The sequence below is a fragment of the Serratia sp. AR11 genome (genome assembly GCF_056376275.1).
In genome coordinates this window covers 1,600,836-1,614,226 of the sequence record NZ_CM150739.1, presented here as the reverse complement: position 1 = coordinate 1,614,226, position 13,391 = coordinate 1,600,836, and the positions used below count along the sequence as shown (strand labels likewise).

Genomic DNA, 13,391 nt, shown 5'->3' with positions numbered 1-13,391 from the left:
GCATACTGCACAGACCCTTTTGGCTCTGTGCAGGAAAAAAATAATGCCCCTTATCACCACCGCCCCGCAGTTGCTTACCGAACGTTTACGCCTGGATGCCCATACGCTGGACGACTTTGACTCATTGGCCGCCATGTGGGCCGATCCTGAAGTGGTGCGCTATATCGGCGGCACGCCGAGAGATCGGGAAGACTCCTGGGGCCGACTGATGCGTTACGTGGGGCACTGGGCGCTATTAGGTTATGGGTACTGGGCGGTGCGCGATAAAGTCAGCGGCGCTTACCTCGGTGGCATCGGCTTTTCTGACTTCCAGCGGCAGATCACCCCGGCGCTCGACGCCCCGGAAATGGGCTGGACATTAGTGACATCGGCGCAGGGCAAAGGCTATGCCACCGAAGCGTTGCGTGCGGCCCTGGCCTGGGGAAAAGAGCATTTACCGGGCGATAAGGCGGTCTGTATTATTTCACCGGAAAACCAGCCTTCAGTGGCGTTGGCGAAGAAGGTCGGTTTTAGCGAAAGCCACCGCAGCGAATACCATCAGAACCCGATACTGGTAATGCACTGCCCGTTGTAAACCGGGCGGTTAACTTACCGACGCCGCGGCCAACGCAACCTGGATAAAATTATCCCGCAGCGCATCAGCCTGCTGCGGGTTCCAGGCAATGCCGACCTGCCACTCGGTCTGTTCACCGCTGAGCGGCAGAATATCGATACCCGCCGGAATAATATGGCTGACGCTGTGCGGCAACAGGGCAACGCCAATGCCGGCGGCAACCAACGCCAACAGCGTCTGGATATCCCCCGCCTGTTGCACCACATTCGGCACCAGTTGATGGGCGGCAATAAAACGTAGCGACTGTTCACTCAGGCCGCGTCCGCGTTTTGGCGTCAGCTGCAGCAGCGGCAGGGTGTTGAATTGCCCGATGATCGCCTCCGCCTTTAGCGCCAACGCTGCGGGTGCCGCCAGCACCAACCGATCGCTCAGCAGCGCGCTGGCCCGCAGCGGTTTGCTGACCGGCAACCGCACGAACCCCACCTGCAGCTCTCCTTGCAATAACAACTGATACTGCCGCTCCGAAGGCAAATCCTCCAGCCCCACGGCAACCTCGGGAAAACGCTGGCGGAAGGCGGCAACCAGTTGCGGTGCCAGGTGAAAACTGGACAGCCCGAATCCAATTGCCAACCGCCCCGCCTCGCCTTGCACGATCCTCAAAGCACGCTGTTGAAACTGTAAATGCTGCCCCACCAGCGCCTGTGCCTCGGGGTAGAGTCGCTGTCCGCTGGCGGTGAGCTGTGCCCCCTGGCGACCACGGTTAAACAACCGGGCGCCCAGCAGCGCTTCCAGCGCCTGGATCTGTTTGCTCAGTGCCGGCTGGGTGATACACAGCCGTTCTGCCGCCAGGTGATAATTGCCCTGTTCGGCCAGCACCACAAAGGCGCGCAGTTGTCGAATATCCATTCCGTTTGGTTATCAAATTAAGAATTTAATTGATTATACAGTAATCAATAGCTTTGCTGTAATCAATGCCAGACAAATGGCCAAAGGTAACCTTATGACAAACTCTCTGCGTGCCGCGACGGTGCAGTTCCAGCATCGCGCCAACGATAAAAATTACAACCTGTCGGTGATCGAGGGCTTTATCACTCGCGCCGCCGCCGAACAAATCCAGCTGCTGACCTTCCCGGAGATGTGCATTACCGGCTATTGGCACGTGCGACACCTCAGCGCCGGCGAAATTGGCGCGCTGGCCGAACCCATTGCCACCAGCCCTTCGCTGGCGCGTATTCGTCCACTGGCGGAGCGCTACAACATGGCGATCGGTGTTGGGCTCATCGAACAGGGTGAAGACGGCAAATATTACAATGCCTACGCGGTTTGCCTGCCCGACGGCAAGCTTCACGTACACCGAAAATTGCACGCCTTTGAGCACCCGGCGATAGCCAGCGGCGACAGCTTCACCGTGTTTGACACCCCATGGGGGGTTCGGATGGGAGTGTTGATCTGCTGGGACAATAACCTGGTAGAGAATGTACGTGCGACCGCTTTGCTGGGGGCTGAAGTCCTGCTGGCTCCGCATCAAACGGGCGGCACCCATTCCCGTAGCCCGCATGGTATGAAGCCAATACCGTTGGAAGTCTGGCAGCAGCGGCAGACAAATCCGGCGGCGATAGAGGCAGCATTTCGTGGCGAACATGGCCGCGGCTGGCTGTTGCGCTGGTTACCGGCTCGCGCTCATGACAATGGCCTTTTTGTTCTGTTCAGCAATGGTGTGGGCCGCGATGACGACGAGGTCCGCACCGGCAATGCGATGATCCTCGACCCCTATGGCCGTATTTTGGCGGAAACCTGGGCGGCGGAAAATCAGATGGTCACGGCGGAACTGGATCTGTCGCTGATCCCGCTCAGTACCGGACGCCGCTGGATCCACGGCCGTCGGCCCGCGCTGTACGGTATTCTCACCCAGCCACAGGGCTATGAGCGAGATGCCCGCAGCGCACGCTTTTCGTCAGAGCCGGCACAGAAACTGGGTAAGTAGCCACCCGCGCCGAATGACAGGCAAAAAAAATCCGCCCGAGGGCGGATTTTTATCTGATGCGGCCAATTGCGCCACACGCTCACACCCGTAGGCGTGGAGAAATCTTAGAAACGGTAGCCTACGCCAACGCTCCAGATGCCAACGTCAACGCTGCGGATACGGCTCTGCTCGTAACCCACGTCCAGAGCTACGTCCTGGATTGGGTTGAACTGCAGGCCAGCACCGTAGGTGAAGCCGTAGTCGCTGCTGCCGTTACGGTCAGAACCGTTTTGGGCGTTGTCGATGTTTTTGCCGTAGCCAACACCAACTACACCGTAGATGCTTGCCCAGTCGTTGAAGCGGTAAGCTGGACCAGCAGTGATAGAGTTGTACTGAGCTTTACCGTAGTAACCGTTCTCAGAACCGTTCTTTTCCACGTGGGTAAAGGAACCGATCACACCCAGTGGGTTGTTGTCGAACTCGTAACGGTACTTCAGGTTGAAACCGTCGGCTTTGTTGGCAACGCCTTGGAGATCACCCTGCGCATAGCCTGCGGATACGGTGCTCTGGCCAGCGAATGCGGTACCTGCGGTTACTGCTAATACACAGGCTGCTACTGCGGAAAGACATGCAATTTTTTTCATAACCACCTCAAACGCGTTATATTTTTAAGTAAATCCATTTGTTCATGCATTGAAAATATAACAAAAATTAGCGTGAAACTCTGCCTTAAAATGAGTGTCTAATGCTTTATATCGTGTAACATTAGATTTCAAGAACAGTGTATCTTCTTCTTTTCGCTCTATTTTCGAGCCGTATTCTACGCGTTTCTGTGACAATAATCACCTATTTAAAATCCAGATGATTCTTAAAAAAAGCGCACTTTTTGAGCATAAAACCTAGTCGGCCGTCCTAAATCTGGCGCTTTTCTCCGTTGCGAACGCTTTTCTCAGACACATTTACCTCATTTCATTTACACTGCCATCATCCGAATATCGACGGTCTTCCCTGGTAGTGGGAAACCCATAAAAGGCTCTTAAGGATGTCCTCGTCTGCAACCGCTAAAGCGTCTTCCACGCTGGTGCCTGTCTGTTTATTAATTATTGCCATGGTGTCGATTCAGACCGGTGCCTCACTGGCTAAAAGCCTTTTCCCGCTGGTCGGCGCTGAAGGCATCACCACGCTGCGCCTGAGTATCGGCACGCTGATCCTGTTCATTATCTTCCGCCCATGGCGCATGCGTTTCGCCGCCGGCAGCCGTCTGCCACTGTTTATCTACGGCCTGACGCTGGGTGCGATGAATTATCTGTTCTATCTTTCTTTGCGCACCCTGCCGCTTGGCATCGCTGTCGCCCTGGAGTTCACCGGGCCGCTGGCGGTCGCCATGTTCTCGTCACGCCGTCCGATCGACTTTCTATGGGTCGCATTGGCGATTGCCGGATTATGGTTCCTGTTACCGCTGGGTCATGACATGGGCAGTATCGATCCCATTGGAGCGGCCTGTGCGTTGGGTGCCGGTGCCTGTTGGGCGGTCTATATTATCTGCGGCCAAAAAGCAGGTGGCGACCATGGCCCCGGCACCGTGGCAGTAGGTTCCCTGATCGCCGCCGTGGTGTTCTGCCCGATAGGTGCCTGGCAAACCGGCAGCGCGTTGCTGAATGTCGACATCCTGCCCATTGCATTAGCTGTAGCCATTTTGTCTACGGCGCTACCCTATTCCCTGGAAATTATTGCATTGCCGAAAATTCCGGCTCGCACCTTCGGCACCCTGATGAGCCTGGAGCCTGCACTGGCAGCCCTTTCCGGCATGTTATTCCTTAATGAGCACCTGACAACGGTACAATGGCTGGCACTGGCAGCGATCATCGCGGCCTCGATGGGCGCCACCCTAACCATCAAGCCAAAACCGCAAATCGAAAAGCTGTCCTGAGGATCGGCTACGCCTGCATTTGCCAAAAGCGGAATGCAGGCGGGTTAACTGTTTTCACAATGGCAAACAGGCATACTTTTCCGCGCAATATCCCCACGTTTTTATGGAAACGAACCCGACAGGGTTCAACACATGGAGAATTAAAGTGATTTATAACACTCTGTTTAACCCACGCTATGGCCGTGGGCTGTCACCGATACTGAATGAAACCCTCACCGCCCTTCGTCAATACGATCTGCCTGAGCTGGCACTGGGTCGGCATGAGATTGACGGTGAAAAAATTTTTATGGAAGTGATGACGCTAACCACCGGGTTGGCAGAAACGCGACGTGCAGTGCTGCATCAGGAATATGCCGAAATACATCTGTTAATCAGCGGTGAGGAACGTATTGATTACGGCATGCTGGGGGACTGGCAAAGCGAATTGCCCTATGACGAAGCTCAGGATCTGCAACTGTTGGACATCATCCGTCATCGCCAGACGCTGACGATGTTTCCGGGCATGTACGCCATCTTTTTCCCTCATGAACCGCATCAGGTCGGATGCCAGTTGAATGCGCCGATGCCGATCAAAAAAGCGGTGGTCAAGATGCATTACACCCTGTTGCTGTGACCGGCTCTCTCGTCACTCTATTGAGAGCTGCAACACTGGAATTTAAATTTAAAAAACAGATTCATCCGAATAAAATAAAAGTGAACAAAGTAATAAATCACATTTATAAATTATTACACCCGAAAACAGTTGGTAAAACAATAAAATCAACTTAAATCAATATATTATATACAACACAATTTTATACCTGTTAACCCACCATTATTATTTTTCATTTTCAACTCGTTATTCCCTATTTATCCAATAGCCATTTTCGGCCTGAAAAAATTCATATCATTGCTATAATTAATCCCGTACAAAAATAGGACTACGCCACAACAAGAGGAGATCTGATATGAGTACCGCTAAACTGGTTAAAACGAAATCTTCTGAGCTGCTTTACACTCGCAATGACATGGACGAAAAAACCAAGCTGGACGCCATCAAGGCGCTGAACCGCCAGGTTATCCAGTTTATCGATCTGTCGTTGATCACCAAACAGGCCCACTGGAACATGCGCGGCGCCAACTTTATTGCCGTTCATGAAATGCTGGACGGGTTCCGTACGGCCATCATCGATCATCAGGATACTTTTGCTGAACGCATCGTACAGTTGGGCGGCGTCGCCTTGGGCACCGTGCAGGTTGTGAACGATAAGACCCCATTGAAAAGCTATCCGACCAATATCCACAGCGTGCAGGAACATCTGAAAGCGCTGGCCGATCGTTACGGTGCCGTGGCCAATGACATTCGCAAGGCCATTACTGAAGTGGCGGATGAAGATACCGCGGATATGTTCACTGCCGCATCCCGCGATCTGGACAAGTTCCTGTGGTTTATCGAGTCCAACATCGAATAAACCCGATAGTACCAATCAAAACGGCCCGCATCGCGGGACTCAGCAGGCTGCGGGCTTTCACCCCGGCCTGTTTTTCTTTTCACGTGGCTTGAATTGCTCAAAAAACCGCCCATAGTAGATAAAACAGGCGATGGGCAGCTTATATAACCGCCGCGGCAGCAAAGACAGCCAGCTGCGTTAACAACGTACCACCCCAAAGCCCTTTCAGTGAACACTCCTGCACCAGATGCAACAGCCTTGCGGCACAAAAGTTAGAGTTAGTTATCAGTATTGAAGCGAAACTGTTAACTATCGGTTGTTTCAGCCCCGTTATTTGGTTAATGATAGGCCAATGCACCAACAGGCAACCCAGGGCACCATTTTGGGGCCTCAATTTGGTGCATGAAAATAATAATTCGATCTTCAAACACAACATCACAGCATAACTCTTTGTTTTTATAGTAGTTGAAAAGATGGCACGATTCTTTCATGGCACCAACTGCAATATAAAAAATGGGTAATCCGCAACCTGTACAGGAAATTCCTCTCATGAAGTCAATTTTTAAAGTCTCCCTGGCCGCCCTTTCGCTGGCCTTTGCCGTTAGCTCCCACGCAGCAGATAAACTGGTCGTCGCTACCGATACCGCATTCGTTCCTTTTGAGTTCAAGCAAGGCGACAAATATGTCGGCTTCGATATCGACCTGTGGGCCGCTATCGCCAAAGAACTGAAACTGGATTACACCCTGAAACCAATGGATTTCAGCGGCATCATCCCGGCACTGCAAACCAAAAACATCGATCTGGCGCTGGCCGGTATCACCATTACTGAAGAACGTAAAAAAGCCATCGAATTCTCCGACGGCTACTACAAAAGCGGCCTGCTGGTGATGGTTAATGCCAACGACAACAACATCAAGGGCATTGACGATCTGAACGGTAAAGTGGTGGCGGTGAAGAGCGGCACCGGTTCCGTTGATTACGCCAAACAACACATCAAAACCAAAGACCTGCGTCAGTTCCCGAACATCGATAACGCCTATATGGAACTGGGCACCAAGCGTGCAGATGCGGTACTGCACGACACGCCAAACATCCTGTACTTCATCAAAACTGCCGGCGCCGGCAAGTTCAAAACCGTGGGTGAATCACTGGAAGCTCAGCAATACGGCATCGCCTTCCCGAAAGGCAGTGACGAGCTGCGCGTGAAGGTCAATGGCGCGCTGAAAACGCTGCGCGACAACGGCACCTACAACGAAATCTACAAAAAATGGTTCGGTACCGAACCTAAATAACGGATGAAGTCAGTCACTGATTCACTTGAGCACAGGGGTGGTGTCTTAGCCCCTGCGCTTTGTTGCATCTGATTCCCACGTTTGGGATCACCGGGAGAAAACACCATGCAGTTCGACTGGAGCGCCATCTGGCCCGCCATCCCCATCCTGTTAGAAGGCGCCAAAATGACCCTGTGGATTTCGGTCCTCGGTCTGATTGGCGGCCTGATCATCGGCCTGGTTGCCGGCTTTGCCCGTACCTACGGCGGTTGGATTGCCAACCACGTGGCTCTGGTATTCATCGAAGTTATTCGCGGTACGCCAATCGTGGTGCAGGTGATGTTTATCTACTTCGCCCTGCCGATGGCGTTCAGCGATTTACGCATCGATCCTTTCAGCGCGGCGGTGGTCACCATCATGATCAACTCCGGGGCCTATATTGCGGAAATTACCCGTGGTGCCGTGCTGTCGATTCATAGCGGCTTCCGCGAGGCCGGCCTGGCATTAGGCCTGTCACGCCGTGAAACCATCCGTTATGTCATTATGCCGCTGGCGCTGCGCCGCATGCTGCCACCGCTGGGTAACCAGTGGATCATCAGCATTAAGGACACCTCGCTGTTTATCGTGATCGGCGTGGCGGAACTGACCCGTCAGGGGCAGGAGATTATTGCCGGTAACTTCCGCGCGCTGGAAATCTGGAGCGCCGTGGCGGTTATTTATCTGATTATTACCCTGGTGCTGAGCTTCGTTCTGCGTCGTCTGGAAAGAAGGATGAAAATCCTGTGATTGAATTTAAAAACGTCTCCAAGCATTTTGGGCAAACCCAGGTGCTGCACAACATCGATCTGAAGATTAACCAGGGTGAAGTTGTGGTGATTATCGGGCCTTCCGGCTCCGGTAAATCTACGCTGCTGCGTTGCATCAACAAGCTCGAAGAGATCACCAGCGGCGATCTGATCGTCGACGGGCTGAAAGCTAACGATCCCAAGGTTGACGATCGGTTGATCCGTCAGGAAGCCGGCATGGTGTTCCAACAGTTTTACCTGTTCCCACACCTGACCGCGTTGGAAAACGTCGCCTTTGGCCCTATCCGCGTGCGCGGACTGAAAAAGTCGGATGCGGAAAAGCTGGCACGCGACCTGCTGGCCAAAGTTGGCCTGGCTGAACGTGCGCACCACTATCCTTCAGAGCTTTCCGGTGGCCAGCAACAGCGCGTGGCTATCGCCCGTGCGCTGGCGGTGAAGCCGAAAATGATGCTGTTCGATGAGCCAACCTCTGCGCTTGATCCGGAACTGCGCCATGAAGTGCTGAAGGTGATGCAGGATCTGGCGGAAGAAGGCATGACCATGGTGATCGTCACCCACGAAGTCGGCTTTGCCGAAAAAGTGGCGTCACGGCTGATCTTTATTGATAAGGGACGGATTGCGGAAGACGGCAACCCTCACGAGTTGATCAACAACCCGCCAAGCCCGCGTTTGAAAGAGTTCCTGCAGCACGTTTCCTGATTTATCCTGTTCAACGGCGGGCGCACTCAGCGCTCGCCGTTTCTATTTAGCACGCGTTCCCACTCCCCGCCTCGTATCATTTCCTACTATATTGCTTGTTTTTATTAACATTTGTCTTTAATCCGCCGATTTACAGAGCCCCAAGAGAGGATAAATGCCCGCAACCGCATACTCCCGATTAGGTTCTCATCTGCGAGAACGCTGGTTTCCCCTGTTACTGCTGCTGATAGCCTGCACAGTTTCCCCATTGGCGATGGCGCAATCCGCGCAGAAAACCGCCCCCGTTGACCAAAGCCAACAGCAAAAAGCCTCTTACGCCGCACTGGCGGATATTCTGCAAGACGATAAGGCCCGCGCCGCGCTGATCGGCCACCTCAGACAGGCAGCAGATCAATCTGCCAACGGCCCGCCGAAAACAGAAGCGTCAGAAACACCAGAGTCGCTGAGCGACAATCTGAGCAATCTGGCACAAGGGGGCATCAGCAGCGTTAACCAAAGGCTGAACTCGCTGCAAAAGCTGATCGACTCGGGGCCAAAACGCAGTTTTAATCCCGACAGTTTTTTCCGCGCCCTGGGCTACTTTCTGCTGACGGTCGCGGTGACCTTCGCCATCTTCCATCTGATCCGTCGGCTGGTCCACCCGCTGTACAAACGCATGGGCAGTTGGGGACATAACGCCAAATTGCAGCAGGGGCCGTGGTATAAATTGCCGACGGCCATCCTCGGCGCTTTCGCCGTCGATCTGCTGGTATTGCTGCTGGCGCTGGCGGCGGGCAACCTGTTTGCGCGCCATGTTAATGCCGACAGCGCGACCATCCTGCGCTTGCAAACCCTGTTTCTTAGCGCCTTTGCGGTTATCGAATTCTTCAAGGCGATACTGCGGTTGATTTTCTCGCCCAACTTCGATTATCTGCGCCCCTTCCCGTTTAGCGATGCCAGCGCCCACTACTGGAACCAGCGTCTCGCCTGGCTGAGCGGCCTGATTGGCTACGGTCTGATGGTGGTGGTGCCGGTAGTGGCGACGCAAATCAGCTATCCGGCTGCGGCGGCCGCCAATCTGATTATCATGCTGGCCCTGACGCTGTATGCGGTGGCACTGATCCTGCGTAACCGCAAACCGATACAACGGCAAATCAACCTGCTGGCCGAGCGATCCATGGCATTTTTCAGCATTATTTTGCGCGGTCTGGGCCACGTCTGGCACCTGCTGGCGATCGCCTATTTCCTGGTGTTATTTGCGCTGTCGCAGTTTGATATCGGCAACAGCCTGCGCTTTATGATGACCGCGACGGTGAAAAGCCTGGTAGTTGTTGGCCTCGGCGCCCTGCTTTCCGGCATGCTGACCCGTTGGATTTTCCGACGTATCTCACTGCCGGATGACGTCAACCGACGCTACCCGATGCTGGAACGACGCATTAACTCCTATATTCCCAATGGGTTGAAAATACTGCGGGTGATAGTGGTGTTGGCGGTGACGCTGCTGTTGTTTGATGCCTGGCATCTGATCAATTTGTACCAGTGGGCCGGCAGCGAAAACGGCGAAAAAATCATTGGCGGGCTGGTGCATATCCTGCTGATTGTGGTGATTGCCGTGTTCAGCTGGACGCTGATGGCCAGTATTATCGAACACCGCCTGGCATTGGAACTGAGCAACGGTATTCGCCCGAGCGCGCGTGAACGTACCTTATTGACGCTGTTTCGCAACGTACTGGCGATAGTGATCAGCACCATTACCATCATGATTGTGCTGTCACAGGTGGGGATTAACATTGCGCCCCTGCTGGCCGGTGCCGGAGCACTGGGGCTGGCTATCAGCTTTGGGGCGCAAACGCTGGTGAAAGATGTGATTACCGGCGTATTCATCCAATTCGAAAACGGCATGAATACCGGCGAATATGTCACCGTCAGCGGTATTACCGGCACGGTGGAGCGCATGACTATCCGTTCAATCGGTCTGCGGGACGACTACGGCGTGTATCACATCGTTCCCTTTTCTTCGATCACCACGCTGGCCAACTATGCCCGCGAATTTGGCGTCTACCGAGCCAATTACAGCGTTAGCCGCGACGAAGACATCGATCATGTCCATCAAGTGCTGCATCAGGCCGTTGATGCATTGAAACAAGACGATCAGGTGAAACATTTTCTGGTCGGCGAACCGGTATTCAACGGCGTGGTCGCGCTGGGTGACCGTTCCTTCACCACCCGGGTCACCGTTCGCACCCAGGCGTTGAAACAGTGGGTGGTGCAGTACGCGCTCGATCGCCTGGTAAAAATGCATTTTGACCAGGCCGATATCGCCATGCCACAACAGGCCATGCAGCTTTCTTATGCTCCGAACGCGGGAACGCCGCCGGAAACGTCCTGACAATCATCACCGCGGCGTGCAGGGGTGGGCGGCAAGAAACGCCACCACATCCTGCAGGTAAGCGTCATACTGTATCGATCGCGGCGCAAACAGGCCGACAATATTGATCAACGACGGGTAACGGACAAACAGCGGTTTGACCATGGCGTGGTCAGCCTGCTCGATGCGCATCACCGTCAACAGATCGGCGGAGATGACTTGCCGGTAAACGCGTTCAGTTTCGTTCGCGTCAACGTTAATGTCACGTCCCCCCACCATCAGGTGTACCGGTGTTTTGTAATGGCTCAACCCCGCAGTGGCATCACTGGCCATGTTGGCTCGAATAAACTGCCAGCGATCGGCACTCAAGGCCGCCGCAACACCATACTCTCTGCGGTACTGCGTGTAACCGTCCGGCTGTTTTAACAAGGACAGCACGCGCCTCCCCTGTGCTTCGCGTTCCTGAATTCGTTGCTCATCAATACCTGCAGCCTCCATTTCCGCTCGGGTGTTATATTGCCCTTGCGTTAACCAGTTGATCGCCGGAGACATCACCAACGTAAAAACGATATCGGGCCGCAGTCGTGCAACTTCTGGCATCACCCAACCCGCCTGGCTTGCGCCCCACAACCCGACACATTGCGGGTTAAAGCGTCCGTCTTTTCTGGCCCAGTCAATAATGTCCGCCGTTTCTTTTGCCCGGTCATTCATGGTTTGGTGCAACCAATTGCCAGAAGAGCCGCCGACACCCGGTTTATCAAAAGATAAAACGGCATAGCCCTGTTCAGCCATGCTTTCCCAAATACTGTAGTAGGCTTCGTCACGGCTGGCATTGGCAGGGCCATCACCATGAACAAAGACAATCACCCCCGGCTTCCCCTGCATGTTCTTCGGCAGCACCAGCGTACCGGCAAGTGAGTTCCCACCAGCGGCCAACCGAACCGGTTCTGTGACATATTGATAGTCATTGACGTTGAGAACCCAGCCTAACGCCACCACAAACAGTGCCAGTAAAGAAACGACTATTTTTTTCATCGTGTTTCCCCGATGCGCTTCTCCATGAGCAGCCAGTTTGCCTGGCGAAACAGCAACCACAGCGAAGCATGTCTCTCCCGCCGACCGATGTTGAAACCACATTGTTGATACAGCCGCCGTGCGCCGGTATTTTGTTGGCTCACGTGCAAACGTAGCCAACGGTTAGGCCGCTGTGCCGCCGCATACTCCGTTATCCATTGGATCAACATTTTCCCCACGCCTTTGCCCCGCTGCTTTTCATCCACCGCCAGGTAGGAGAGATACAGTTCACCACCAGCAGGATCATGCTGTAACGTCACGATTTGCAGGTACATGCGCCAAAAGTTCAGCATGCCGTAACGGCGACACAAACGCAGGATTGGCAACGGGCGTTCCCTTAACGCAGAATTACCCAGTCGCCCCGCTGACTTGAGCCCAAATGCTGCCACTACCTTACCCGCTCGCCTAACGACAAAGCTCTGTTCCTGACTGGTGCTCTGTTTCCAGCTCCACAGCCAGTAAAACAACCGCCATTGTTGACGTGCGCTCAGCCTGCACTGGCGTTGAAATTTGTCATCGAAGGCAGAGTAAATCAACGCTGCCGTCTGTAATCGGCAGGATTCGCGGTAAGGTTGTATATCAAGCATTTTGCCCCCATTACCCTTGCGTGAAAATCAACTGTTCCAGCAAGTGATTGGCCACCGTCGACGCCTTGCGAGGGAAAATCGCCTGCCGCCAGGCCTGGCCTTCAATCACGTCCAGAATCAGTTGGGCAAGCTCGCGCGGATCCAACGCTACCGCAATCTCGTCAGCCTGCTGCGCCAGAACGATAACCTGCACCAGTGCATCCATCAGTTGCTGCTGGTTGGCATCAAATCGCTCCGCCAGGGTGGGATTACGCGCAACCTCCGCCACAATCTCTGCCGACAATTGCACGCTGTCCGGTGAAGACACAAAAGCGTGATAAGCGTTGAAAAAGTCGGACAGCGCCTGCTTTGGTCGATGTTTCCCTGCGGTCAACTGTGCGGCAAACTCGCTGAAAAACGCATTCTCCAGCAACGCGATTTCACCAATCAAATCATCCTTACCAGCAAAATGATTGTAAAGATTGCCCACGCTGACGCCCGCTGCCAGTGCGATATCTCGCATACTGGTCTGGTGAAACCCCTTGTGGGTAAAGCTATGCAATGCGGCATCAACAATTTTTTCTCGGTTTCCCATGGTTCTGTCTCGCGGTTGAAATGTGGCTAGCGATGTTCAAAACAACTAAAAGTGAACGAACGTTCGTTCATTTTTAGTTGTAGCATACAGAATGTCAAACCGGCGAGTTTGAACCAAAGATAAACAATCAGGAGAATAGTAAAGCGATAAAGGCGC

General features: G+C 53.8%; 14 protein-coding genes. 9 read left to right on the top strand and 5 right to left on the bottom strand.

Features of this window, described 5'->3' with window-relative positions; all coding sequences use genetic code 11:
- Positions 1–43: 43 nt before the first annotated feature.
- Positions 44–574: a GNAT family N-acetyltransferase gene (locus ACSOSI_RS07735; protein WP_261098878.1), complete on the top strand. Its 531-nt coding sequence runs from the start codon at positions 44–46 to the stop codon at positions 572–574.
- A gap of 9 nt (positions 575–583) precedes the next feature.
- Here the strand turns inward: ACSOSI_RS07735 and ACSOSI_RS07730 are convergent, their stop codons facing one another.
- Entirely contained in the window at positions 584–1,459 is an 876-nt protein-coding gene (locus ACSOSI_RS07730) for a LysR family transcriptional regulator (RefSeq protein ID WP_375189388.1), read from the bottom strand.
- 94 nt (positions 1,460–1,553) lie between these two features.
- On the opposite strand from ACSOSI_RS07730, the gene ACSOSI_RS07725 reads away from it, so the two are divergent.
- The gene (locus ACSOSI_RS07725; RefSeq protein WP_017892119.1) at positions 1,554–2,537 is read left to right on the top strand and encodes a nitrilase family protein; all 984 of its coding nucleotides are present in this window, start codon (positions 1,554–1,556) and stop codon (positions 2,535–2,537) included.
- 104 nt (positions 2,538–2,641) lie between these two features.
- Here ACSOSI_RS07725 and ompX read toward each other — a convergent pair whose 3' ends face one another.
- The gene (gene ompX / locus ACSOSI_RS07720; RefSeq protein WP_012005917.1) at positions 2,642–3,160 is read right to left on the bottom strand and encodes an outer membrane protein OmpX; all 519 of its coding nucleotides are present in this window, start codon (positions 3,158–3,160) and stop codon (positions 2,642–2,644) included.
- Between the two features lie 398 nt (positions 3,161–3,558).
- Between ompX and rhtA the strand changes: the two genes are divergently transcribed.
- From rhtA to ybiO, 7 genes are all read left to right on the top strand, one after another.
- Positions 3,559–4,446 (top strand): threonine/homoserine exporter RhtA, encoded by an 888-nt coding sequence (rhtA, locus tag ACSOSI_RS07715; RefSeq protein WP_012005916.1) that lies wholly within the window; start codon positions 3,559–3,561, stop codon positions 4,444–4,446.
- 145 nt (positions 4,447–4,591) lie between these two features.
- On the top strand, positions 4,592–5,059 hold the full coding sequence (gene nanQ / locus ACSOSI_RS07710) for an N-acetylneuraminate anomerase (RefSeq protein ID WP_115182938.1): 468 nt from the start codon (positions 4,592–4,594) through the stop codon (positions 5,057–5,059).
- Between the two features lie 334 nt (positions 5,060–5,393).
- Positions 5,394–5,897, top strand: coding sequence for a DNA starvation/stationary phase protection protein Dps (gene dps / locus ACSOSI_RS07705; protein ID WP_012005914.1), 504 nt, complete (start codon positions 5,394–5,396; stop codon positions 5,895–5,897).
- 528 nt (positions 5,898–6,425) lie between these two features.
- On the top strand, positions 6,426–7,169 hold the full coding sequence (gene glnH, locus ACSOSI_RS07700) for a glutamine ABC transporter substrate-binding protein GlnH (protein ID WP_012005912.1): 744 nt from the start codon (positions 6,426–6,428) through the stop codon (positions 7,167–7,169).
- Between the two features lie 105 nt (positions 7,170–7,274).
- Positions 7,275–7,934 carry a glutamine ABC transporter permease GlnP gene (gene glnP / locus ACSOSI_RS07695; RefSeq protein WP_012005911.1) on the top strand — a complete coding sequence of 220 codons (660 nt, stop codon included), beginning with the start codon at positions 7,275–7,277 and terminating at the stop codon, positions 7,932–7,934.
- Entirely contained in the window at positions 7,931–8,653 is a 723-nt protein-coding gene (gene glnQ / locus ACSOSI_RS07690) for a glutamine ABC transporter ATP-binding protein GlnQ (protein ID WP_012005910.1), read from the top strand. The genes glnP and glnQ overlap by 4 nt, the downstream gene beginning before the upstream one ends.
- Positions 8,654–8,807: 154 nt before the next feature.
- The gene (gene ybiO, locus ACSOSI_RS07685) at positions 8,808–11,021 is read left to right on the top strand and encodes a mechanosensitive channel protein (protein WP_476706814.1); all 2,214 of its coding nucleotides are present in this window, start codon (positions 8,808–8,810) and stop codon (positions 11,019–11,021) included.
- A gap of 6 nt (positions 11,022–11,027) precedes the next feature.
- Here the strand turns inward: ybiO and ACSOSI_RS07680 are convergent, their stop codons facing one another.
- The 3 genes from ACSOSI_RS07680 to ACSOSI_RS07670 are packed head-to-tail and all read right to left on the bottom strand — an operon-like array spanning position 11,028 to position 13,235.
- Complete coding sequence (locus ACSOSI_RS07680; protein WP_476706813.1) at positions 11,028–12,035, bottom strand: alpha/beta hydrolase family protein; 1,008 nt, start codon at positions 12,033–12,035, stop codon at positions 11,028–11,030.
- Positions 12,032–12,661 (bottom strand): GNAT family N-acetyltransferase, encoded by a 630-nt coding sequence (locus ACSOSI_RS07675; RefSeq protein ID WP_259188111.1) that lies wholly within the window; start codon positions 12,659–12,661, stop codon positions 12,032–12,034. Before ACSOSI_RS07675 ends, ACSOSI_RS07680 begins: the two co-directional genes overlap by 4 nt.
- 10 nt (positions 12,662–12,671) lie before the next feature.
- Entirely contained in the window at positions 12,672–13,235 is a 564-nt protein-coding gene (locus tag ACSOSI_RS07670) for a TetR/AcrR family transcriptional regulator (RefSeq protein WP_135344497.1), read from the bottom strand.
- Positions 13,236–13,391: the final 156 nt, after the last annotated feature.